Here is a 22361-nt window from a genome sequence, read left to right as displayed (position 1 = left end):
CACAGCCGCGTGGGCGCCGACGTCCCGCGCCTCGGAGCACGCCGTGGGCGTGACCGTGGTGCGTGGCCGGTGCACCGAGATCACCGGCCGCCGCGGTGCTCCGCTAGGGGCGTCCGCGGTGATGGTCCGACCGGTATTCTCTCACGGTTCTCCCGCGCCCACGGACGCGCGTGATGCACGTGGCGCGGTGTCGAGCTGCTCCTACGCGGAGCGTGTGGTGCACCCCCTCGGACTTGAACCGAGAACCCACTGATTAAGAGTCAGTTGCTCTGCCAATTGAGCTAGAGGTGCAGGTGAGGACCCTGTCGTGCGGGGTACCGGACCGAGAGATGACACTAGCACCACGCGCGCGGCGGACGCGAATCGGCCCCGTGGAGCGCCTGATCGGGCCCCGCGCGCACGGCCCTAGCATGGACGTCGACACCCGCGAACGAGAGGCTCCCCCATGACCGAGACCGCCCGCCTCGAGAAGGGGCAGCCCGCCCCCGACTTCACCCTCCCCGACCAGGACGGCACGCCCGTCACCCTCTCGGACCTCCGCGGCCAGGACGTCATCGTGTACTTCTATCCCGCGGCAGGGACCCCCGGGTGCACCACGCAGGCGTGCGACTTCCGCGACAGCATGGACTCCCTCCAGGGCGCCGGCTACCGCGTGCTCGGCATCTCCAAGGACCCCCAGGAGGACCTCGCCCGGTTCCGAGAGGAGCAGGGCCTCGGCTTCACGCTCCTGTCGGACCCCGACCTCGAGGTGCACCGCGCCTACGCGGCGTACGGCGAGAAGTCGCTCTACGGCAAGAAGCTCACGGGCGTGATCCGCTCCACGGTCGTCGTGGACGGCGAGGGACGCGTCGCCCTGCCGCTCTACAACGTCAAGGCGACGGGGCACGTGGCGTCCCTGCGCAAGAAGCTCGGCGTCGACGCCTGACGAACCGTCGCGGATGCGGTGCTCCTCGACTCAGTCGCGTCGGCGCGTGGCGAGGAGCACGGACCTCGTGAACAGCAGCACGACGACGAGGACGGACGGCACGATGAGGCCCCACCCGAGGTCCTGACGCGCATCGGCACCCTGCAGGCTGCCCGCGCCGACGGCGATCTGCAGCACCTGCCAGGTGACGGCCGCCGGCCGCACCCAGCTCCGACCCCGGAGGATCCCGCGCACGACGGCCGCCAGGAACACGGCGGCGAGCGCGGCGAGGGCGATGAGCGCGACAGCGCTGGCCAGCGACGCCGGCGTCGAGGTGAGCAGATCGACGACGAGGAGAGCGGTGACGCCGACCATGCCCAGCGCCTCGAGCGCGATGAGCAACGTGAGGAGGACCACGGCGGGAGGACGGCGGGCCGGTTCCACGGACTCGCGCGGATCGAGGGCATCACCGGTTCCGGTCACAGCACGTTCCCATACAAAGCTATTGATTGATCGTTGGCTCTATGCGACGATATTCGAGGTCGAGTTCGTTCACAGGGTGGTGAGCAGATCCGGAACCGAGCTTACAAGGGACGAATCCCCGAAGCTGAGCATCTCACGAGGAGGGGCCACGTGCCCCGTCCCGATGCGGTTCCCGGACGCCTCGCCCCACCCCCATCCCGCGGCAGATCTGCCGTGCAACGAGTACCGACCCGAGGAGCACCCCTATGGACTGGCGTGACAAGGCAGCCTGCCTGACTGTGGACCCCGAGCTGTTCTTCCCCGTGGGGAACACCGGACCCGCCGTCGACCAGATCGACAAGGCCAAGGCCGTGTGCGGCCGCTGCTCCGTCACCGAGATGTGCCTGCAGTACGCCCTCGAGACCGGCCAGGACTCGGGCGTCTGGGGCGGGCTCAGCGAGGACGAGCGCCGCGCCCTCAAGCGCCGCGCCGCACGCGCCCGCCGCGCCAGCTGACGCACGCACCACGCACCACCGACGAGAGCCGGGCCGCCCACGGGCAGCCCGGCTCTCGTCGTCCCGGGCTCGCCGACCGGCCGGGGCTCCGTCTCAGGACGACGCGACGGGCGAGAGCCAGCGCAACGGCACCTCGATGGTCACCTCGGTGCCGCTGCCCATGAGCGTGTGCCAGTCGATCGTGCCGCCGAGCTCGCCCTGGATGAGCGTCCGCACGATCTGAGTCCCCAGCCCCGTCCCGACCTTGCCCTCGGGCAGCCCCACGCCGTCGTCGCGGACGCTGACGGTGAGGGTCTCCTCGGTGCGCGCGGCCTCGATGGCCACCTCGCCCGAGCGTCCGGCCAGGCCGTGCTCGACCGCGTTTGTCACGAGCTCGGTGAGCGCGAGGGCGAGCGGCGTGGCATAGGCGCTCGGCAGCACGCCGAAGCTGCCCACGATCTTCGGATGCACACGCGTGTTGTGCGCGGAGGCGACCTCGGCGATGAGCAGCAGGACGCGGTCGAACACCGCGTCGAAGTCGACGTTCTGGTTCAGCCCCTCGCTGAGCGTGTCGTGCACCACGGCGATGGCGCCCACCCGGCGCTGCGCGTGGCCGAGCGCCTCGCGCGCCTCCTCCGTGTGCGACCGGCGGGCCTGGATCCGCAGCAGGCTCGCGACCGTCTGCAGGTTGTTCTTCACCCGGTGGTGGATCTCGCGGATCGTCGCGTCCTTCGTGATCAGCTCGCGCTCCTGGTGGCGCAGCTCCGTCACGTCGCGGCAGAGGACGACGGCGCCGACCCGCTCGCCATGGCTGCGGATCGGGATCGCACGGAGCGACACCGTGACGCCGCGCGACTCGATGTCCGTCCGCCACGGCGCCCGACCGGCGACGATCAGAGGAAGCGACTCGTCGACGGTCAGCCGCTTGCCGGTGAGGAGGCTGGACGTGGCGTCCGCGAGCGACTCCCCCTCCAGCTCCTCGGAGAAGCCCATGCGGTTGAACGCGCTCAGGGCGTTGGGGCTCGCGAAGGTCGTGATGCCGTCCACGTCGAGGCGCAGCAGGCCGTCGGACGCGCGAGGCGCCCCGCGCCGGGGACCGGTCGGCGAGCCGAGGTCGGGGAAGTCGCCGTCGGCGATCATCGCGAAGAGGTCGTTGGCGCACTCGTTGAACGTCAGCTCCTGGCGGCTCGGAGTCCGCGTCTCGCTGAGGTTGGTGTGGCGCGTGATCACGGCGATGGGGGTGTCCGTCACCTCGGGGCTGCCCTGGGCCAGTCGACGCAGCACCGGCACCGCCCGCACGCGGGTCGGCGTCTCCTCGTACCAGTCCGGGGCGGACGAGTCGATGATGCGGGCCGTCTCGTGCGCGTCGGTGACCTGCTTGCGCCACTCCGCCTTGATGGGCTGCCCGACGAAGTCGCGGTAGAACAGCGTGGCCGAGCTCGACGGCCGGGCGTGCGCGACAGCGACGAAGCTGCCGCTCATGGTCGGTACCCACAGCACGATGTCCGCGAACGCCAGGTCGGCGAGGAGCTGCCAGTCGCCGACGAGGAGGTGCAGCCACTCGACGTCCGCGTCGGAGGACAGACCCTGGGCATGCACGAGATCGCTGAGCGTGGACACGGCTACAGCCTATGCGGGCCGGGCGCGCTCCTCCCCCGGTCGATCGACGCCTCGACGCCTCGAGCCGGCCTCTCGACGCACCCGCCGTGGCGCGTCCTCGGGAGGCAGGAGCGAGGTGCGGGTGAACCGCGACCACTCGACGAGAGCCGGAGACCGCGGCGCGATGTCGCGGAGGGTGGCGCCGGCGAGCACCGCGGCGTCGAGCGACTCCCGATCCTCGGGGACGTAGGCCGCGGCCTCCACGCTCCCGAACCGGAAGAGGGTGCGCCGCACCTGGCCGGCTGCATCCCAGCCACCGGCGCTCGGACGGACGCGGTTGACGAGCACCGAGACCCGCGACGGGTCGACGATCTCGAGGAGCTGCACGTACGCGCGGAAGAAGCGCGAGAGGCCGACCGTGTCCGCGGAGACGACGGCGACGACGTGGTCCGCGCCGCGCAGCACGGCATGCGTGGCGGCGTTTCGGCGGGGGGCGAACATGTCGCTCGAGATCTCCTCGTCGTCCTCCAGGTTGAACGAGGTGTCGACCACGGTGTAGTCGCGCCAACCACGGCACGCCTGCAGCACGGCGGAGACCCGCCCCTCCGCGAGCTCCGGCCATCTGTCCGGGCGCGAGATGCCCGTGAGGACCGAGAACCCCGGCGCTCGGGTGGACGGGTGGTGCTGCGCGATCCGCTCCAGCTCCTCCACGGTGAGGCTGTCCGCCGCAGCGAGACGGCAGGCGGCGGCGAAGCCCGGCGCCTCGTCCAGGAGTCCGAGCGTGGCAGCGACCGTGCCGCCGTGGACGTCGGCGTCGACCAGCACGGCGGATCGACCCGCCGCCGCGACCTCGCCGGCGATGGCCAGCGCGGTCGTGGTCCGCCCCGGCGCTCCCTGCGGGCCCCAGACGGCGATCACCCGGCCGACTGGTTCCCGTCCACCCGCGACCGTGTCGTCCGCATCCTCGTCGCGGGTCACGGGAGCCGGCACGCGCGGGCGTCTGATGAGCCCGAGACGGCCTCGCAGCGATCGCCCTCTGCGGTCCCGCTCGGCGTGCGTGCGCGAGCCCCACCCGGAGCGTGACGAGCCGTCGCCTCCGAACCGGGCGCCGAACTGATCCGGGCTGCCATCGGGACCGCGTGCGGACCGTCGGCTGCCCGCGTCCGCCAGCCTGGCCCGATCGGACGCATCACCCGAGCCGACGCGCTCGGGAGATTCGATCTCCAGGTGCGCGGCGACGGCGTCCGCGCGCCGGACGCCGGACGCCATCCCGCCGGATGCCCCGAGCGGACGCCCCGAGAGCAGCAGCTCCTCGATCTCCCGCCATGTGGCGCCTTCGTCCACGACCTCGTGGTGTCCGAGCGACTGCGCATTGCGACGGTCGGCCTCGCTCGACGCCACCGCGACCGCTCGCGCTCCCCGTTCGTCGAGCGCCGTGAGCACGTCGCGGTCGAGCGTCGTCGTGGATGCGGCGATGACCAGATGCAGGGGGTCGGCCGCCGTCGCCCGGACAGCCGCGATCACGTCCGCCGCGCCCGCGACACGAGCGAGGACCGTGTGCCCGGACTCGACGACGTCGCGCAGGAGCGCGTCCTCCACGCGAGGCGGGAGGGCGAGGATGAGGGAGGCCACGCTCACGCCCCCGCGTCGCCGACGGGCACGAGCGTCATCTGGTCGCGTGCGTCGGTGGATGAGAGGACCGCCGCCACGTCCTCACGCGGCACGGTCAGCTGCACCTGGGTGTGGTCCTGGTCCGCGACGAAGCCCTCGGGCCGGATGACCTGGGCGACGGTGGCCCCCGAGACGATGACCCGCGGCGCGTCGTAGGCGTTCGTGCCCGAGCCCTTCGCCGCGGCCGCCCAGATGTCGACCACGGTGCCCGGTGCGACGAGGTGGTCGGCGCCCGCGGACGTGGGGATGACGACCGACGCGGTGGTGCGCGCGTCCGCGGAGGAGAGCGACGACCGCGGGATCAGCTCGCCCGCCCCCACGAAGCGGGTGACGACGAGCCCGTCGGCGGAGTCCGGGGAGACGTAGAGGTCGGCGGCGCCGTCGATGCGGACGCGCACGGGCACCAGGTCCGAGGCATGGACGGTGGTCCCCGCGTCGAGGGCGGACCCCGCGGCCATGACGACCACCGAGGAGTCCGCGGAGCGCAGGAGCGCCACCACTCCGCCGGTCGACACGAGGACCATCACCAGCCCGACGATGAAGCGGGGATCCGACCAGACGGGACGGCGCGCCGGGCGCGCGGGACGAGGGGTGGGAGGCATGCCGGTCAATGTCGGGGACGACGCGCGGACGCGTCGCGCGTTGTCCACATGCTGCTGCGACGCGGACGATCAGACGCGGACGAGGACGATCCCCGCGAGGGGCACCAGCCGGTACCCGGAGACGGCCGACTCCCGGCGCGGGGTGCCCGCCTCGTGGACCGCGACGTCCACGTGGTCGCGGGCGACGCGGTCGAGCGTGCCGCCGACCACCGCGTCACGGAGCCGCAGCTCGACTCGGGCACGGCGCCGACAGAGGTCGCGGAGGACGAACGGCAGCCCGATCCGGTCGACGATGCCGCGCTCAGGCGGGAGCTCCGAGACGGGCGCGAGGCTCGATCGGACCTGCTCGCGGTCCAGGGCGAGCGCGTGTATGGAGGCGAGCGGGAGGATGCAGGCCCGCTCCTCGCGCGACGGCGCGTCGCCCGGGACGATCAGCTCACCCGACATCCAGTCGCGACCGAGCACCTTGGCGCGAAGGTCGATCCACGTGCCGTCCGACAGCGACAGGCGCAGCGGCCGTGCCTGATCGGCCGAGGTGAGCGCCCTCAGGCGGTCGCGCACGACGGTGCGCGCGACGCGGGTGCGCTCCTCCTCGGCGCGCTGGTCCCGCTCCTCGGCGAGCCGCGCCGTCTCCCACTGGCCCTCGAGATCGTCGAAGAGGTTCTCCCACCTCATCGGTCGCTGGACCGCCGCATGAGAAGCGAGCGGGGTGTCGGGGAGGACGCGTACATCCGGGTCACCTTGGGTCCCTTCCTTGAGATCCGCTCTCAGTTCTCCACATCTTGTGCGCTGGACGTGCGCCGAGCCTCTCGCACTGTCACAGTTGACCAGTCATCGTGGTCCCCCGATCGGGGGGGAGCACCGGGATGGGAGTGACGCATGAGTGAAGCAGTGCCACGGGAGGATCTCCCTGACCGCCGGAGCACCGTCGCCGGGAACGCCGAGGGCGCCCCGACCCGCCGGTCCGGTGCTCGGAAGCCCGCATCAGCGCCCGCGCAGGCGTCGAGCGGAGCCGCCGGTTCGACACCTGCGACGACCGCCACCGTGCGGGGCACGGTCCGCAAGCGCTTCGACGTCGACGACTTCTTCGGGCGCCAGCCTTGCAGCAGCCAGGATCTCCCCCGTCGGGTCCGCTGCTCGAGAACCTCACGCGCTGCGTGATCGAGATCCTCGCCGGAGCGCGGGAGCTCGACCAGATCGCCCGGTGGGTCAGCGATGACGTCTACCGCCACCTCCTCAAGCGCGTGGTACTCAGCGCTCGCGCCCGACGCGCGAAGGGGCAGTCGGTGACCCGGCCGGTCTTCACCATCGGCACGGTCACGTCGTTCTCCCCCCGAGACGGCGTGATCGAAGCGGTCATCGTGGTCCACGGTCGGGCACGAGCCCGCGCCGTCGCCATCCGGCTCGAGGGGCTCGACCGCCGTTGGCGCGCGACGGCGATAAACGTCCTCTAGCGACCACCGCACGACGAAGGGCGCGCCTCCCGCGGGAGGCGCGCCCTTCGTCGTGCCAGAGGCCGACATGGCCCCGGGCCGACAGGAGACCTGTCGGCCCGGGAAGACCTACTTGCGCCGATCGGCCTTGCGGCGCTCCTCGCGGTTCTGCGGAGCGGACGAGGAGGCGCCCGTCGGCTGGCCGAAGGCGCCGCGGGCGGGCGGGCCCTGCGGGGTCTCCGGCTCGTCCTCGCCGACCAGGACGGCGTCCTCCGCCTGCTGGTCCTTCTGCGCCTTCGCGGTGGCCGCCTTCTCGATCTGGCCGCGCTGGTTGCGGACCTCGACGCCGCCGTCGTCCGTGGGAGCCGTGTACCGGAGCTTGTCCGCCGTCGCCTGGTTCGCGGCGAGACCCTTGGCCTGGATGCGCGGGCCCACGGACTCGGCGTCCGCCGGGGACTGCACCTCGACCTCGAGGTTGAACAGGAATCCGACGGTCTCCTCGCGGATGGCGCCCATCATCTGCTGGAAGAGCGCGAAGCCCTCGCGCTGGTACTCGACCAGCGGGTCGCGCTGGGCCATGGCGCGCAGTCCGATGCCGTCCTTCAGGTAGTCCATCTCGTAGAGGTGCTCGCGCCAGCGGCGGTCGATGACCGAGAGCACCACGCGACGCTCGAGCTCGCGCATGGCAGCCTCGCCGAGCTGCTCCTCGCGCTTCGAGTAGGCGAGCTTGGCGTCGGAGAGGATCTCGCGACGGACGAAGTCGCGGTTGACGCGTCCCTTGCTGCCGGCCTCCGTGATGACCTCGTCGATCGTGATGGAGATCGGGTACAGCGTCTTGAGCTCGGTCCAGAGCGCGTCGAAGTCCCAGTCGTCGCCGTTGCCCTCGCCGATGTGGGAGTCGAGCACGTCGTCGATGACCGCCTCGAGGAAGCGCTGCGAGCGCTCCTGGAGGTCGTCGCCCTCGAGGATGTGGCGGCGGTCGCCGTAGATGGCCTCGCGCTGGCGGTTGAGGACGTCGTCGTACTTCAGGACGTTCTTGCGGATCTCGGCGTTCCGCGCCTCCACCTGGCCCTGGGCGCTGCGGATGGCGCGGCTCACGACCTTCGACTCGATGGCCACGTCGTCCGGGACGCTGTCGCGGCCCATGAGGCTGGCGGCGGCGCCGTTGTTGAACAGGCGCATGAGGTCGTCGGTGAGCGACAGGTAGAAGCGGCTCTCGCCGGGGTCGCCCTGGCGGCCGGAACGCCCGCGGAGCTGGTTGTCGATGCGCCGCGACTCGTGGCGCTCGGTGCCGAGGACGTAGAGGCCGCCGGCCTCGATGACCTTCGCGGCCTCCTCGTCGACCTCGGCCTTGACCTGGGCGAACACGTCGTCCCACTCGGTCTCGTACTGCTCGGAGGTCTCGACGGGGCTCAGCCCGCGCGCGTTCATGGCCGCGACGGCGAGGAACTCCGCGTTGCCGCCGAGCATGATGTCGGTGCCGCGGCCGGCCATGTTGGTGGCGACCGTGACGGATCCGAGGCGCCCGGCCTGGGCGACGATGGCGGCCTCGCGCGCGTGGTTCTTCGCGTTCAGGACCTCGTGGCGGACGCCCTTCTTGGCGAGGAGCTTGGAGAGGTACTCGCTCTTCTCGACGCTCGTCGTGCCGACGAGGACGGGCTGGCCGGCCGCATGGCGCTCGGCGATGTCCTCGACGACCTGCTCGAACTTCGCCTTCTCGTTCTTGTAGATGAGGTCGGACTGGTCCTTGCGCTGCATGGGCCGGTTCGTGGGGATCGGGACGACGCCGAGCTTGTAGGTGCTCATGAACTCGGCGGCCTCGGTCTCGGCCGTGCCGGTCATGCCCGAGAGCTTCTTGTAGAGGCGGAAGTAGTTCTGCAGCGTGACGGTGGCGAGGGTCTGGTTCTCGGCCTTGACCGCGACGCCCTCCTTCGCCTCGATGGCCTGGTGGATGCCCTCGTTGTACCGGCGGCCCATGAGGATGCGGCCGGTGTGCTCGTCGACGATGAGGACCTCGCCGTTCATGACGACGTAGTCCTTGTCCTTCTTGAACAGGGCCTTGGCCTTGATCGAGTTGTTGAGGAAGGAGATGAGCGGGGTGTTCGCGGACTCGTACAGGTTGTCGATGCCGAGGTGGTCCTCGACCTTCTCGATGCCCGCCTCGAGGACGCCGACCGTGCGCTTCTTCTCGTCGACCTCGTAGTCGACCTCCGGGACGAGGCGCTTGGCCACGGTCGCGAACTCCGTGAACCAGCGGTTCGCGTCGCCCGCGGACGGGCCGGAGATGATGAGCGGCGTGCGGGCCTCGTCGATGAGGATGGAGTCGACCTCGTCGACCACGGCGAAGAAGTGGCCGCGCTGGACCATGTCCGACGCCTGCCACGCCATGTTGTCGCGCAGGTAGTCGAATCCGAACTCGTTGTTCGTGCCGTACGTGATGTCGGCGGCGTACTGCTCACGGCGCTGCTGCGGGGTCTGGCCCGCGAGGATGACGCCGGTGGTCATGCCGAGGGCGCGGAAGACGCGGCCCATGAGCTCGCTCTGGTAGCTGGCGAGGTAGTCGTTGACCGTGATGACGTGCACTCCGCGCGAGGCGATGGCGTTGAGGTACGCCGGCAGCGTGGCGACGAGGGTCTTGCCCTCGCCGGTCTTCATCTCAGCGATGTTGCCGAGGTGGAGGGCCGCGCCGCCCATGATCTGGACGTCGAAGTGGCGGAGGCCGAGCGTGCGGCGGGAGGCCTCGCGGACGGCGGCGAACGCCTCGGGGAGCAGGTCGTCGAGGGACTCGCCGTTGGCGTGGCGCTCGCGCAGCTCGACGGTCTCGTTCTTCAGCTCCTCGTCGGTGAGGTGCGTGAAGTCCTCCTCGAGCTGGTTCACCGCCTTCGCGTAGTTCTGCAGCTTGCGGAGCGTGCGCCCCTCGCCGACGCGAAGGACCTTCTCGAGTACTGAGGCCATCGGTGTCTCCCTGCGTAGATGGGCGGGCGCCGGATGACGACGACCGCCGTGACGGCGCGCGGATGTCGCCGCCGACGAGCTTCGCCATAGTACCGGCTCGTCCGGTGCCGTTCCCGGGAGCGCCCTGACCTGCGCTGCCCGCGGCACGCACGAGGCCCCGCGCGCCGGAGCGCGCGGGGCCTCGTGCGAGGACGTGTGGATCAGCGGCGGAGCGACCGGGATCCCGCGCCAGCGCCCGCGAGCTCCTGCTCGCCGTCCGCGAGGCCGATGACGCCGTAGTCCCAGCCCTTGCGGCGGTAGACGACGCTCGGGCGGTCCGTCTCCGCGTCGATGAAGAGGAAGAAGTCGTGGCCGACGAGCTCCATGTGCTCGAGGGCCTGGTCGACCGTCATGGACTGCGAGGGGAAGACCTTGGTGCGGATGACCACGGGGCAGTAGTCGTCCTCGTCGACGGGCTGGTCGACGGGCGCCACGCTCTTCCCGTTGACCCGCTCGATGAGCTCGGCGTCGGCCGGGTCGAGGTCGATCTGCGCGAAGCCGTCGGTCGCGGCCTCCTGCAGGGAGACGGGTCGGTGGTTGCCGCGATGGATCTTCTTCTTGTCCTTGGCACGGCGCAGCCGTTCGAGCATGCGCCCGAGGGCGAGGTCGAAGGCCGCGAACTTGTCGGCGGCGCTGCTCTCGGCGCGGATGACGGGGCCGGGCCCCACGAGCGTGATCTCCACGCGGTCGTCCCCTGCGGATCCGCCGGACTTCTCGCTGTGCCGCGAGACCTTGATGTCGAGAGAGATGGACTTCTCGGCGAGCTGGACGATCTTGTCGGCCTTCTCGGTGGCGTACACGCGGAATCGGTCGGTGATCTCCGCGTTGCGGCCGGTGATGTTGATGTCCATGACGTACCTCCAGATCATGACGCGTCGCCCGCTGGAAGAGGGCGATCACTTTCACGCCTTTCGGGCGAGCCTAGACCTCGGGCTCATCGCAGCGCGAGGCATCCGGCGGGTGGACCGCGGGCGCATCGGACATGCACAGGGAGCGACGGGTCGGTCAGCCGGCGGGGGCGGGCGGCAGCCCGCCGCGCGAGCGGGCGGGGACGGCCGTGAGGACCGCGCACGCGACCACGTCGCCGCCCGCCGCACGGATGGCGCGGCAGGTCTCGCGGAGGGTGGCGCCGGTGGTGAGGACGTCGTCGACGACGAGGATCCGGCGACCGGTGAGGTCGATCCGCGCCGCGAGGCAGCCGTCGACGTTGGCCGCGCGGGCGGCGACCCCGAGGCCGGCCTGGTCGGCGGGACGTCGGACGAAGCGCAGCGGGTGGCGCCTCAGCCCGGGGACGCCGGGCGCACGCAGCGGGCGCATGCCGGCGCGGGCGAGCAGGACTTCGACGGGCGCGTAGCCGCGCCGACGCAGGGAGGCCGCCGGCGTGGGGACGGGGATCACGTCGAGGGGACGCGCGGCGGTGGCGCCGACGGCTCCGCGCTCCGCGGCGACGACGGCCGCGCGGACGGCCCGGATGAGGGTGGGCGCCAGCGCCCGCGCGGCGTCGGCGCGGCCCTCCTCCTTGAGGGCCGACAGGAGCCGCGGCCAGGGCGGGGCGTACGCGCTCCCGCAGCCCACCGGCACGACGTGGGCGGGCACGCGACCGCGAGAGGCGGGGACGGCGGGCAGCGCGAGCCGCCGCACGAGGGGCGGGCAGGGGATCGCGGCCCGGCAGGCCGGGCACACGGCCCGATCGGGGGCGCCGCACCCCGCGCATGTCACCGGGGCGACGACCGCGAGGGCGTCGAGCAGGGCGGCGCGGACCGCGGGCGGGACGCGGGAGGGCAGGGCGGGGGCGGGCAGGGCGGGGGCGGGACGGCCGGGCACGGGGATCACGCGCGCAGGGTCGCACGGGCCGGGCCCCTCGTCGGCGGGCGGGACGGATCCGTGGAGGGGATCAGCGCTTCGTCGCGACGAAGGAGACGCCGGTGGCCGTCTGCTGCCACGTGCTGCCCCGCGGCGTGAGCAGGGCGCCCGCGCTCGTGAGGACCCGCAGCCCGCTCTCGTCGTTGGCGCCCGTGATGGAGACGCCGTCGGCCGCGGAGCCCATGTCCTTCGACGGACCGCCGACCTGGTGCAGCTCCACCTGGCGCTCCCCGTCGGGCGCGAGCGTCAGGGTGGCGACGTCGAGCTCGTCGACCCACGTGGCGTCGAGCGGGGTGCCCGGCGACGCCAGGAGTTCGAGGGGAGTCGTCGTGAGGGAGGTCGGGACGCCGCCGTCGCGCACGATCGACGCGACGAGCAGCTGCGGCCCGGCGCCCGTCTCGAGCTGGACGAGGACGCGCGCGCCGTCGCGCGCGACCTCGAGGGAGACGACCCGGCCGGTGGCGGTCCAGCTGACGGCGACGGGGTGGCCGACGCCGTCGGGTCCCCATGCGACGAGCCCGCGCGGATCCGATGCGGGCGTGGACCAGACGTAGCCCTGCGCGTCGAGCGAGGGCGCGACGAGGCCGGGGCGCGTGTCGAGGAGGACCGCGTCGCGGTCGCCGTCGCCCACCGACCACACGCCGGACGCGTTCCGCACCGCCGCCTGCCGACCGTCCGCGCTCAGGGTCGCCGCGTCGGCGGCGAGGGCCGCCACGCGCGTGCCCAGGGTGCCGAGCGGGGCGACCTCTCCCCCGCCGAGGTAGCCGAACTGGCCCTGGGCGAGGACGAGCGGGCGCGACTCCGCCTGCGGGTCCTTGACAGGGCCGCGTCCGCCCAGGTCCGCGACGGTGAGCGGCGTGCCGTCGACGAGCATCTGCACGTCGAGCACTGACGGGATGTTGGACAGGCTCTGCCGCAGCTGCAGCTTCATCCGCTGCTGCGTGACGCCGTCGGCCGCGCGCGCCTCCGTCGAGAGGTCCACCTGCGGCGTGCCGCCCGCGGTCGTGACGGCCGAGGACGCCAGCTGCGTGCCCTCGGGGAACGCCGTGACGACCGCGGGCTGGGACAGCCACGGCGACGGGCCCTGGAGGAGCGACTTGACGATCCGGGTGCTCACGCTCTGGGACGCGCGCGTGACGAAGAACCGGAGGTCGGGCACGAGGAACGAGAACGTGGGGTCGAAGAAGTACAGGGCGTGCGCGCTGAAGATCTCGCGGAAGTAGGTGGAGCGCAGGGCGATGCCGTCGGGCGCCTTCGCGATGCGCCACTCGCCGCGCTCCTGCACGAGCTGGAAGGACAGGCGCGTCTCCTGGTCGCTGCCGACCTCGCGGTAGTGGCCCTGCCCGTCGACCGTCGCGATGGTCGTCACGGAGTAGCTGTAGGTGCCGTCGACCTCCTCCGAGGTGCTCGCCTGGCCCTCCCACACGACGACGCTGGCGAACGGATCCCAGCGCGACGCGAAGTCGGAGGAGAGGAACTGGCGCGCGACGCCGTACTGGTCGGCGGAGCTCGTGGCGGCGTCGACGAAGCCGGCGATGACGTCGTCCGGGCCGTCGCCCGCCTGCGGGCCGTCCGGCTGGTAGCTGACGCCGGACTCGTCCGTGACGGTCGCGGGGTCGCCCTCGGAGACGGGTCCGCCGGACGGGATGGAGACGCAGCCGGAGAGCAGGACGGCGCACGCGGCGACGAGCGCGACGGCGGCCGCGCGGGCCGAGCGGCGGGCCGCGCGGGCCGAGCGGGGATCAGGTGCTGGGGACACGGGCGTCCTCCTCGTCGGCGCGGTCGTCCGCGGGGTCGTCGGGCGGCAGCGCGACGGGCGAGCCGTCGAGGGGGACGTCGGGCCGGCGCGGCAGGGTCAGCCGGAAGCAGGATCCCTCGCCCGGCCGCGACCACAGCTGCAGCCAGCCGTGGTGCAGGTTCGTGTCCTCCAGCGAGATGGCGAGGCCGAGGCCGGTGCCGCCCGTGGTGCGCTGGCGCGACGGATCCGCGCGCCAGAACCGGTCGAAGACGTGGCCCATCTCCTCGTGCGTCATGCCGACGCCGTAGTCGCGGACGGCGAGCGCGACGGCGTCCCGGTCGCTGTCGACCGTGATGACGATGGGCCTGCCCTCGCCGTGGTCGACGGCGTTGCCCACGAGGTTCGTGACGATGCGGCGCACGCGACGGGCGTCCATCTCGGCGTCGAAGTAGCCGCCGGGGGCGACCAGCCGGAGCTCCGAGCCCTTCTGCGCGGCGAGCCCCTCGAACTCCTCGATGGAGTCCTCGACGAGCCGCACGAGGTTGGTCGGCTCCGTCACGAGGTCCACCGCGCCCGCGTCGAACCGGCTGATCTCCAGCAGGTCGGCGAGCAGGGTCTCGAAGCGCTCCACCTGCGTGTGCAGCAGCTCGGCGCTCCGGGCGGCCGGCGGGCTGAAGTCCTCGCGGAGGTCGTAGAGCACGCCGCCCGCGAGCCGGATCGTGGTGAGCGGCGTCCGCAGCTCGTGCGAGACGTCGGAGACGAAGCGCTGCTGCAGCTGCGAGAGGTCGGCGAGCTGCGTGATCTGCGACTGCAGAGAGTCGGCCATGCCGTTGAACGAGCGCGCGAGCGTCGCGATCACGTCCTCGCCCTTCACCGGCAGGCGCTCCTCGAGCTGCCCGGCGGCGAGCTTCTGGCTGGTGTCGGCGGCGACGCGGATGGGCGCGACGACGAGCCGCACCACGAGCCACGCGATCGCCCCGATGAGCACGATGAGGAAGAGGAACGCGAGGAGGATCGTGCCGGCCACGAAGTCGAGGGTCTGCTGGATGTCGCCGAGGTCGTAGACGAGGTACAGCTCGTAGCGGCCGGCCGACGGGATGTCGATGCTGGATCCCACGACGATGCCGGGGCTGGTGGCGCCCTGGTCCCCCACCGGGATCGCCACCGACTGCCACTGCTGCGTGCCCGTGCCCTCGCCGACCGCGCGGCGGAGGTCCGCGCTCAGGAGGCTGTCGACGTAGTCGGCTGTGGACGCGTTCTGCAGCACGTTGCGCGCCTCCGTGCCGGGCGTGCGGCGGAAGGCGAAGTCGGAGAGGTTGATGGCGCTGCCGCGGAGCTCGTCGAACACCTGGGTGCGCAGCTGCTCGAGCTCGGTCTGGTCGGACGCGTCGGAGGAGGTGAACTGCTCCTGCATCCGGCTGGTGGCGCTGTTCGACTGCTGCAGGACGGTGTCGAGCCGCTGGCGGAAGAGGTCGCTCGAGATGCTCTGCGTCATGAGCACGCCGATGAGGAGCACCGTGACGCCGGAGAGCGCGACCGTGATGAGGACGGTGCGGAACTGGAGCGACACCGACCAGATCCGGGTGAGGCGGCGCGGCCACGACCTCCAGTCGACGAGCCACACGGGCAGCGGGCGCACGGGGCTAGGCCGCTGCCCCCGCGCGGTAGCCGACGCCGCGCACGGTCATGACGATGCGCGGGTTGTCCGGATCGTCCTCGACCTTCGCGCGCAGGCGCTGCACGTGGACGTTGACGAGGCGCGTGTCGGCCTTGTACTGGTAGCCCCAGACCTGCTCGAGCAGCATCTCGCGCGTGAACACCTGCTGCGGACGGCTGGCGAGCGCGTGCAGGAGGTCGAACTCGAGGGGCGTGAGGTTGATCCGCTCCTCGCCGCGGCGCACCTCGTGGCCCTCGACGTCCACCACGAGGTCGCCCACCTGGAGGAGCCCGGGCGACGCCGCGGCCGCGGGGCGCAGGCGCGTGCGGATGCGGGCGACGAGCTCCTTGGGGTTGAAGGGCTTGACGATGTAGTCGTCGGCGCCGGACTCGAGGCCCTTGACGACGTCGGCCGTGTCGGACTTCGCCGTGAGCATGATGATGGGGACGCCGGACTCGGCGCGGATGAGGTCGCACACCTGGATGCCGTCGAGGCCGGGGAGCATGAGGTCGAGGAGCACCAGGTCGGGCTTCGCGTCGTGGAACGCGGCGAGCGCCTGGCCGCCGTCCCCGCAGAAGGAGGGCTCGAAGCCCTCGGTGCGCAGGACGATGCCGATCATCTCGGCGAGCGCGGTGTCGTCGTCGACCACCAGGATCCGTGCTGTCATCTGAAGGTGTTCCCTGCCTCGTAGGCCCCCAGGGTAGCCGGTGGATCCGCCGGATCGGCCGGGCCCGTCCGGCGCGGGACTTCGCGCGCGGCCTGTGGGAGGCTGGCGAGCGTGACCGATGACCAGAGCTGGCAGGCCCCTCAGACCCCCGGCTCACCCCCGGCGCCGCCGTCCGCACCGCCGTCCGGCGGGGGCTTCCCGCCGCCGCCCGGCTGGGGCGCCGCGCCCGGCTGGACCCCGCCGCCGAAGCCCGGCCTGCTGCCGCTGCGGCCGATGGGCCTCGGCGCGATCCTCGCGGGCTCGTTCCAGACGCTGCGCCGGAACCCCGGCGCCACGGTCGGCAGCGCCCTGCTGATCCAGGGGCTCGTCGGCGTGGTGACCCTCGTCATCGTCGGCGGCGTGACCGGGTTCGTGGTCACGCGCATCCTCTCGGCCCGCGAGGCGGATCAGGGGCCGCTCATCGCCGGGGGCGTGGCGGCCGTCGTGATCGCCGCCGTCGTCACCATCGTGCTGTCGATCGTCGCGTCGGCGTTCCTCCAGGGCGTCGTCGCGAGCGAGGTGGCGCGCGGCACGCTCGGGGAGCGGCTGCGGATGCGCGCGCTGTGGCTGCTCGCCCGCCCGCGGATCGTGCCGCTCGTGCTGTGGAGCCTCTCCCTCACGGCCGCGTGGACTCTGGTGTTCGCGGTGCTCGGCGGCATCGTCGCGCTGCTGGTGCTCGCCGGGGGCGCCGGCATCGCCGTGGGGATCCTCGTGGGCGTGCTCGGCGTGATGGGCCTCGTGGTCGTCGCGGCCTGGGTCTCCACGCGCCTCGCCCTCGTGCCGAGCGCCATCGTGATCGAGCGGCTCCGGCCGCTGGCGGCGGCCCGGCGGTCGTGGTCGCTCACGATCGGCTCGTTCTGGCGCGTGCTCGGGATCCTGCTGCTCACCTCGGTGATCGTGTCCACCGCCGCGAACGTGGTGACGGTGCCGCTGACGCTGCTGACCTCCATCCTGCAGACCGTGCTCTTCCCGAACGGGGAGCTCGACTTCCAGACGTTCGACGCGTCCGTCGTCTTCTACATCGGCGCGCAGCTGCTCTCGCTCGTGGTGAGCGTGGTCGTGGGGAGCATCGGCGCGGTCGTCACGTCGGCGAACGCGGCCATCCTCTACATCGACCTGCGCATGCGGCGCGAGGGGCTCGACCTCGAGCTCGCGCGCTTCGCCGAGGAGCGCGCGGCCGGCGCGGAGTCGGCGACCGGGGCGGGCGCGTGGGACCCGTACGCGGCACCCGCGGCCGGCGCGACCGCCGCCGGTCCGGGACGCGCGTGATCGGCTCCCCCCTCGTCACCGCGGTCGCGCGTGCGGCCGCGGTGCCCCTGGATCCCGACGCCGACGACGCGCGCCGCCTCCTCCTCGACGAGCTCGCGAAGCCGGAGTACGAGGCGGCGCGGCCCAACGCCCTCGACCTGGCGGCGCAGGCTGTCGGCGACTGGATCGCCGGGCTCCTCGGCGGGGCGGGCGGCGGCCTCGCGGACCTCGCGCCCGTGGTGATCGGGGCGCTCGTCCTCGCGGTCGTCGTGGTGGCGTTCCTCGTCTTCGGGGCGCCGCGGCGGGACCGCAGGCGGGCGACCGCGCGCGGCGACGGGCTGTTCGGATCCGACGACCGGCGCTCCGCCGAGGAGCTGCGGCGCGCGGCCGAGGCCTCGAGGCGGGCGGGCGACCTCGCCGCTGCCGCGTCCGACCTGTTCCGGGCGATCGCGCGCGAGCAGGCCGAGCGCACGATCGTGGCGGTGGATCCGGGCACCACGGCCCGCGGGTTCGCCCGCCGCGCGGGGTCCGCGCACCCGGACCACGCCGCCCGCCTCGTCGTGGCCGCCGACGACTTCGACGCCGTCCGCTACCTCGGACGGCCGGGAACCGAGGAGATGCTCGACCGGCTGTCCGCGCTCGACCGCGACCTGCGCACGGCCGTGCCCGTGCTGCACGAGCCCGTGGGCGCGGGTCCCCGATGAGCGCACCCGTGGAGGCACCCGCTCCGGTCGCCCTCGCGACGGCCGAGACCCGGACGCCGCGGCAGGCGCTCCGGCGCGCCGGGACGTGGGTCGCGCTGGCCGCCCTCGCCGTCGTCGTCGCGCTGGCCTCGCTCGCGGTCTCCGGCGCCGCACGGCAGGGCGACGCGCTCGCGCCAGACAACCCGGCGCCCGGCGGCACGCAGGCGCTCGCCCGCGTGCTCCAGGGACAGGGCGTGGAGGTCACGCTCGCCTCGACGCTCGCCGAGGCGCGGGCGGCCGTGGGGGACGGCGACGACACGACGCTCGTGCTCGGCGCGACCTCCGACCGCCTCGACGACGAGCGGCTCGCCGAGGTCGGCCGCCTCTCCACGCGCACGGTGCTGCTGGCGCCCGACTTCCGGACGCTGCAGGCGATCGCGCCCGACGTCGCGGCGGGCGGCGCGGCCGAGTCCGCCGACCGGGCGCTCGATGCCGGCTGCGCGCTGCCCGCCGCGACGGCCGCGGGATCCGTGCCCGACGACGCCCCCGTGTTCCGGTACCTCGGCGACGACGCTGCCGATGCCGTCACGTGCTTCCCCGACGACACCGGCGACGCGTTCGCGCTCCTCCAGGTGCCCGCGACGCTCGCGCCCGGCGGCACCGTGACCGTGCTCGGCGCGGATCCGATACTCACGAACGACCGCATCGCCGAGCAGGGATCCGCCGCCCTCGCGCTGGGCGTGCTCGGCGAGCGGCCTCGGCTCGTCTGGTACACGCCGTCGCCCGACGACGCCGCGACGGACGCGCCGCCCACCCTCGGCGAGCTCACGCCCGGGTGGGTGACGCCGGCGATCCTGCTGCTGGGCGCCGCCGCGATCGCCGCCGCCGTGTGGCGCGGCCGCCGCTTCGGCCCGCTCGTGGTGGAGCGGCTGCCCGTCGTGGTGCGCGCGGACGAGACCGCGGAGGGCCGCGCGCGGCTGTACCAACGGGCCGACGCTCGCGGGCACGCCCTCGACGCGCTGCGGGTCGGCACCGTCGACCGGATCGCGTCGACGCTCGCGCTCGGCCGCCTCGCGTCCGTCGACGACGTCGTGGCCGCGTCCGCCGCCGCGCTCCGCGAGGACCCCGCGGGGATCCGCGCCCTGCTCCTCGACGACGATCCCCGCACCGACCGCGCCCTCGTCGCCCTCGCGGGGCGCCTCGCCGACCTCGAGCGCCGGGTCGCCCGCGCCGCCGACCCCGCAGACCCCACCGACCCGACCAGGAGAATGGATCCATGACCGACGACCTCCGCACCAGCCTGCTCGCCGTCCGGACCGAGGTCGGGAAGGCCGTCGTCGGGCAGGACGGCGCCGTGACCGGCATGATCATCGCCCTCCTCGCCCGCGGCCACGTCCTGCTCGAGGGCGTGCCCGGCGTGGCGAAGACGCTCCTCGTCCGCGCGCTCAGCGAGGCCCTCCGCCTCGACACCGCGCGCGTGCAGTTCACGCCCGATCTCATGCCGGGCGACATCACCGGATCCCTCGTCTACGACTCCCGCGAGGGCGCGTTCTCGTTCCGCCGCGGGCCGGTGTTCACGAGCATCCTGCTGGCCGACGAGATCAACCGCACGCCGCCCAAGACGCAGTCGGCGCTGCTGGAGGCGATGGAGGAGCGGCAGGTCACGGTCGACGGCGAGAGCCACGCGCTGCCGGATCCCTTCCTCGTCGCGGCCACGCAGAACCCCGTCGAGTACGAGGGCACGTACACGCTGCCCGAGGCCCAGCTCGACCGCTTCCTGCTGAAGCTCGTGCTCGACCTGCCCGAGCGCGAGGCCGAGGTCGAGGTGCTCCGCCGGCACTCGACCGGCTTCGACCCGCGGGACCTCCACGCGGCGGGCGTCCGGCCCGTGCTCGACGCCGACGGCCTCCGTCGGGCGCAGGCGGCCGTGCGCGAGGTGCGCGTGGGCGCCGACGTGCTCGCCTACATGGTCGACCTCGCGCGCGCCACCCGCCGCTCGCCGTCGGTGCAGCTCGGGGTGTCGCCGCGCGGATCCACGAGCCTGCTCGCCGCGAGCCGCGCGTGGGCGTGGCTGAGCGGCTTCGACGCCGTGACGCCCGACCACGTGCAGGAGATGGTGCTGCCCGTGCTCCGCCACCGCATCGCGCTGCGGCCCGAGGCGGAGCTCGAGGGCGTGTCCGTCGACGCCGTGCTCCGCGGGGTCATGGCGCAGGTGCAGGTGCCGATCTAGTGGCGCGCCGCTAGATGGCCCTCACCGGCCGCACGGTCGCGCTCCTCCTCCTGGGGATCGCGCCGCTCGTCGCGCTCGGCGACGGGTCGGACGCGGCCTACGCCCTGCTCGCGGGCTGGATCCTCCTGGTCGCCGTGCTCGTCGCGCTCGACCTGGCCGTCGCCGCGAGCCCGCGGGCGATGGCGCTCGAGCGGGTGCTGCCCGCCAGGATCCGCCTCGACGAGACCGGCGAGAGCGTGCTGCTCGTGACCAACCGCGGATCCCGGACGCTGCGCGGCGTGGTGCGCGACGCCTGGCAGCCGTCGGCGGGCGCGTCCTCCACGCGCGACCGGGTGCGGATCCCCGCCGGCGAGCGCCGCGCGATCCGCCTGACGCTCACGCCGACGCGCCGCGGCGAGCGCCGCACCGAGCGCGTCACGATCCGCTCGGCCGGCCCGCTCGGCCTCGCCGCGCGCCAGGCGACGCTCCTCTCCCCCGGAGCCGTCCGCGTGCTCCCGCCGTTCCGCTCGCGCCGCCACCTGCCCTCGCGCCTCGCCCGCATGCGCGAGCTCGACGGCCGGACGGCGCTCATGGTCCGCGGGCAGGGCACCGAGTTCGACAGCCTGCGCGACTACGTCCGCGGCGACGACGTGCGCTCCATCGACTGGCGCGCGACCGCCCGCCGGCAGGACGTGGTCGTCCGCACCTGGCGGCCGGAGCGCGACCGACGCGTGGTGCTGGTGCTCGACACGGGCCGCACGGCCGCGGGCCGGATCCGCGACGAGACCCGGCTCGACACCGCGTTCGAGGCGTCGCTGCTGCTCGCCGCGCTCGCCACGCGCTCGGGCGACCGGGTGGACATGGTCGCGCACGACCGACGCGTCCGCGCGCGCGTGCGGGCCGGAGCAGGCGGCGACGTCGTCTCGCGCATGGTCGACGCGCTCGCACCCGTGGATCCCGAGCTGCTCGAGACGGACTGGACCGCCGTGCCCGCGCTCGTGCGCCGCATCGTCTCGCAGCGCTCGCTCGTGGTGCTGCTCACCGCCATCGACTCCCCCGGCAGCTCGCGGGCGCTGCTGCAGGTCCTGCCGCAGCTGACGCGGACGCATCACGTGCTGGTCGCCGCGGTCGTGGATCCCGGCCTCGCCGAGCGCGCCGCCGACCGCTCGGGCCGCGCCGCCGTCTACCGCGCGGCCGCGGCCGAGCGCGCGCTCCTCGACGTGGCGCGCGTGGAGGCCGCGGTGCGCCGGCTCGGGGCGGACGTGGTCACGGGCGCGCCCGCCGACCTGCCGCCCGCGCTGGCCGACCGCTACATCCGGCTGAAGGCGACCGGGCGGCTCTGAGGCGGGCTGCCAGTGCCGCCGCCGATCACGCGGTCGCGGTCGCCGCGGCCGGATCCGCCGACGGCAGCGGGAGCACCCCGCCGCTGAGCGCGCGGATCGCCCGCTCGAGCGCGGCCCGCATGTCGATCTCCGGCCGGTAGCTCCACTGCAGCTGGAGGCCGTCGCTCACGGCGACGGCGACGCGGGCGAACGAGTCGGGGTCGAATCCGGCGGGCAGCTCGACGTCCAGCGCGCGCACCTGGTCGGCGACGGCGCCGACGACGCGGGCGTAGCGGCCGGCGATGTACGCGTGCGCCGGGTGCTCCGCGCCCGCGGCGTCGACGACGAGGCGGGAGTAGAGCGCGACGAGGCCGGGCGTCTCGGCGTTGTGCGAGCTCGCCCGGAGGAGCATGCCGACCATGTCCGCGGGATCCCCGTCGGGCACCGCCTCGCGGTAGTCGGCCGCGGAGTGGGCGTCGCGCTCCTCGAGCACGGCGGCGATGAGCGCCTCGCGCGACTCGAAGTAGTGCAGGACGCCCGCCTTGCTGATGCCCACCGCGTCGGCGATCTCCTGCAGCGACGATGCGGAGTAGCCGCGCTCGGCGATCAAGGCCAGGGCGGCCTCGAGGATCTCGCGGCGCCGGGCCGCTCCCTTGGCGTACCGCCGCGGGCCCTCGTCGACTGCCATGGCACGACCCTAGCGATCCGCGAGGGCCCTAAATACCTACCGCAGGTCGGTTTTGCATGCTACCGTCATGCCGATCCCGCCGACGAGG

The 22361-nt window shown here is 73.5% G+C and carries 20 protein-coding genes and 1 tRNA gene; 8 read left to right on the top strand and 13 right to left on the bottom strand.

Annotated features, from left to right (window positions below; translation table 11 throughout):
- Window positions 1-215 precede the first annotated feature (215 nt).
- Window positions 216-291, bottom strand: a tRNA-Lys gene (locus NL142_RS05505).
- Window positions 292-445: 154 nt separating this feature from the next.
- Between NL142_RS05505 and bcp the strand changes: the two genes are divergently transcribed.
- On the top strand, window positions 446-925 hold the full coding sequence (gene bcp, locus NL142_RS05500; RefSeq protein ID WP_435081271.1) for a thioredoxin-dependent thiol peroxidase: 480 nt from the start codon (window positions 446-448) through the stop codon (window positions 923-925).
- 30 nt (window positions 926-955) lie between these two features.
- Here bcp and NL142_RS05495 read toward each other — a convergent pair whose 3' ends face one another.
- Window positions 956-1387 carry a hypothetical protein gene (locus NL142_RS05495; RefSeq protein WP_435081270.1) on the bottom strand — a complete coding sequence of 144 codons (432 nt, stop codon included), beginning with the start codon at window positions 1385-1387 and terminating at the stop codon, window positions 956-958.
- 245 nt (window positions 1388-1632) lie between these two features.
- Between NL142_RS05495 and NL142_RS05490 the strand changes: the two genes are divergently transcribed.
- Complete coding sequence (locus NL142_RS05490) at window positions 1633-1881, top strand: WhiB family transcriptional regulator (protein ID WP_012037746.1); 249 nt, start codon at window positions 1633-1635, stop codon at window positions 1879-1881.
- Window positions 1882-1974: 93 nt separating this feature from the next.
- Here the strand turns inward: NL142_RS05490 and NL142_RS05485 are convergent, their stop codons facing one another.
- The 4 genes from NL142_RS05485 to NL142_RS05470 form a co-directional block, all read right to left on the bottom strand.
- Window positions 1975-3480, bottom strand: a complete 1506-nt coding sequence (locus tag NL142_RS05485; RefSeq protein WP_435081269.1) for a sensor histidine kinase — start codon at window positions 3478-3480, stop codon at window positions 1975-1977.
- A 9-nt stretch (window positions 3481-3489) separates the two neighbouring features.
- Entirely contained in the window at window positions 3490-5091 is a 1602-nt protein-coding gene (locus NL142_RS05480; RefSeq protein ID WP_435081268.1) for a CpaE/TadZ family protein, read from the bottom strand.
- Window positions 5092-5093: 2 nt separating this feature from the next.
- The gene (locus NL142_RS05475) at window positions 5094-5732 is read right to left on the bottom strand and encodes an SAF domain-containing protein (RefSeq protein WP_012037743.1); all 639 of its coding nucleotides are present in this window, start codon (window positions 5730-5732) and stop codon (window positions 5094-5096) included.
- 69 nt (window positions 5733-5801) lie between these two features.
- On the bottom strand, window positions 5802-6407 hold the full coding sequence (locus NL142_RS05470; RefSeq protein ID WP_104236025.1) for a hypothetical protein: 606 nt from the start codon (window positions 6405-6407) through the stop codon (window positions 5802-5804).
- A 482-nt stretch (window positions 6408-6889) separates the two neighbouring features.
- Between NL142_RS05470 and NL142_RS05465 the strand changes: the two genes are divergently transcribed.
- Window positions 6890-7186 carry an Rv3235 family protein gene (locus NL142_RS05465; RefSeq protein WP_243667980.1) on the top strand — a complete coding sequence of 99 codons (297 nt, stop codon included), beginning with the start codon at window positions 6890-6892 and terminating at the stop codon, window positions 7184-7186.
- Window positions 7187-7294: 108 nt separating this feature from the next.
- Here the strand turns inward: NL142_RS05465 and secA are convergent, their stop codons facing one another.
- The 6 genes from secA to mtrA form a co-directional block, all read right to left on the bottom strand.
- Window positions 7295-10120: a preprotein translocase subunit SecA gene (gene secA, locus NL142_RS05460; protein WP_435081267.1), complete on the bottom strand. Its 2826-nt coding sequence runs from the start codon at window positions 10118-10120 to the stop codon at window positions 7295-7297.
- A 200-nt stretch (window positions 10121-10320) separates the two neighbouring features.
- On the bottom strand, window positions 10321-11010 hold the full coding sequence (gene hpf / locus NL142_RS05455) for a ribosome hibernation-promoting factor, HPF/YfiA family (RefSeq protein ID WP_012037739.1): 690 nt from the start codon (window positions 11008-11010) through the stop codon (window positions 10321-10323).
- A 154-nt stretch (window positions 11011-11164) separates the two neighbouring features.
- Window positions 11165-11992 carry a ComF family protein gene (locus NL142_RS05450; protein WP_435081266.1) on the bottom strand — a complete coding sequence of 276 codons (828 nt, stop codon included), beginning with the start codon at window positions 11990-11992 and terminating at the stop codon, window positions 11165-11167.
- 61 nt (window positions 11993-12053) lie between these two features.
- On the bottom strand, window positions 12054-13781 hold the full coding sequence (gene lpqB / locus NL142_RS05445; protein ID WP_435081265.1) for a lipoprotein LpqB: 1728 nt from the start codon (window positions 13779-13781) through the stop codon (window positions 12054-12056).
- Window positions 13765-15399, bottom strand: a complete 1635-nt coding sequence (mtrB, locus tag NL142_RS05440; protein ID WP_194683017.1) for an MtrAB system histidine kinase MtrB — start codon at window positions 15397-15399, stop codon at window positions 13765-13767. Before mtrB ends, lpqB begins: the two co-directional genes overlap by 17 nt.
- Window positions 15400-15403: 4 nt before the next feature.
- A complete protein-coding gene (gene mtrA / locus NL142_RS05435; protein ID WP_012037735.1) occupies window positions 15404-16084 on the bottom strand; it encodes an MtrAB system response regulator MtrA in 681 nt (226 codons plus the stop codon).
- 111 nt (window positions 16085-16195) lie between these two features.
- Between mtrA and NL142_RS05430 the strand changes: the two genes are divergently transcribed.
- From NL142_RS05430 to NL142_RS05410, 5 genes are read left to right on the top strand one after another with little or no spacing between them, the layout of a single operon-like run.
- Window positions 16196-17392: a hypothetical protein gene (locus NL142_RS05430; RefSeq protein WP_435081264.1), complete on the top strand. Its 1197-nt coding sequence runs from the start codon at window positions 16196-16198 to the stop codon at window positions 17390-17392.
- Window positions 17389-18075 (top strand): DUF4129 domain-containing protein, encoded by a 687-nt coding sequence (locus tag NL142_RS05425; RefSeq protein WP_435081262.1) that lies wholly within the window; start codon window positions 17389-17391, stop codon window positions 18073-18075. Before NL142_RS05430 ends, NL142_RS05425 begins: the two co-directional genes overlap by 4 nt.
- Window positions 18072-19334, top strand: a complete 1263-nt coding sequence (locus tag NL142_RS05420) for a DUF4350 domain-containing protein (RefSeq protein WP_435081261.1) — start codon at window positions 18072-18074, stop codon at window positions 19332-19334. Before NL142_RS05425 ends, NL142_RS05420 begins: the two co-directional genes overlap by 4 nt.
- On the top strand, window positions 19331-20284 hold the full coding sequence (locus NL142_RS05415) for an AAA family ATPase (protein ID WP_045527058.1): 954 nt from the start codon (window positions 19331-19333) through the stop codon (window positions 20282-20284). The genes NL142_RS05420 and NL142_RS05415 overlap by 4 nt, the downstream gene beginning before the upstream one ends.
- A 14-nt stretch (window positions 20285-20298) precedes the next feature.
- The gene (locus tag NL142_RS05410) at window positions 20299-21606 is read left to right on the top strand and encodes a DUF58 domain-containing protein (RefSeq protein WP_435081260.1); all 1308 of its coding nucleotides are present in this window, start codon (window positions 20299-20301) and stop codon (window positions 21604-21606) included.
- Window positions 21607-21631: 25 nt separating this feature from the next.
- Here NL142_RS05410 and NL142_RS05405 read toward each other — a convergent pair whose 3' ends face one another.
- On the bottom strand, window positions 21632-22273 hold the full coding sequence (locus tag NL142_RS05405; protein ID WP_194683022.1) for a TetR/AcrR family transcriptional regulator: 642 nt from the start codon (window positions 22271-22273) through the stop codon (window positions 21632-21634).
- Window positions 22274-22361: the final 88 nt, after the last annotated feature.

The organism is Clavibacter quasicaliforniensis (assembly GCF_051201715.1).
Classification (GTDB): Bacteria; Actinomycetota; Actinomycetes; order Actinomycetales; family Microbacteriaceae; genus Clavibacter; species Clavibacter seminis.
Note: the sequence above shows the minus strand (reverse complement) of the source record. Positions and strands in the feature narration are given on the sequence as shown.

Coding starts and splice junctions, on each gene's coding strand:
- bcp (WP_435081271.1), top strand. CDS start 446: ATGACCGAGACCGCCCGCCTCGAGAAGGGGCAGCCCGCCCCCGACTTC.
- NL142_RS05490 (WP_012037746.1), top strand. CDS start 1,633: ATGGACTGGCGTGACAAGGCAGCCTGCCTGACTGTGGACCCCGAGCTG.
- NL142_RS05475 (WP_012037743.1), bottom strand. CDS start 5,732: ATGCCTCCCACCCCTCGTCCCGCGCGCCCGGCGCGCCGTCCCGTCTGG.
- NL142_RS05470 (WP_104236025.1), bottom strand. CDS start 6,407: ATGAGGTGGGAGAACCTCTTCGACGATCTCGAGGGCCAGTGGGAGACG.
- secA (WP_435081267.1), bottom strand. CDS start 10,120: ATGGCCTCAGTACTCGAGAAGGTCCTTCGCGTCGGCGAGGGGCGCACG.
- hpf (WP_012037739.1), bottom strand. CDS start 11,010: ATGGACATCAACATCACCGGCCGCAACGCGGAGATCACCGACCGATTC.
- mtrA (WP_012037735.1), bottom strand. CDS start 16,084: ATGACAGCACGGATCCTGGTGGTCGACGACGACACCGCGCTCGCCGAG.
- NL142_RS05420 (WP_435081261.1), top strand. CDS start 18,072: ATGAGCGCACCCGTGGAGGCACCCGCTCCGGTCGCCCTCGCGACGGCC.
- NL142_RS05415 (WP_045527058.1), top strand. CDS start 19,331: ATGACCGACGACCTCCGCACCAGCCTGCTCGCCGTCCGGACCGAGGTC.
- NL142_RS05410 (WP_435081260.1), top strand. CDS start 20,299: ATGGCCCTCACCGGCCGCACGGTCGCGCTCCTCCTCCTGGGGATCGCG.
- NL142_RS05405 (WP_194683022.1), bottom strand. CDS start 22,273: ATGGCAGTCGACGAGGGCCCGCGGCGGTACGCCAAGGGAGCGGCCCGG.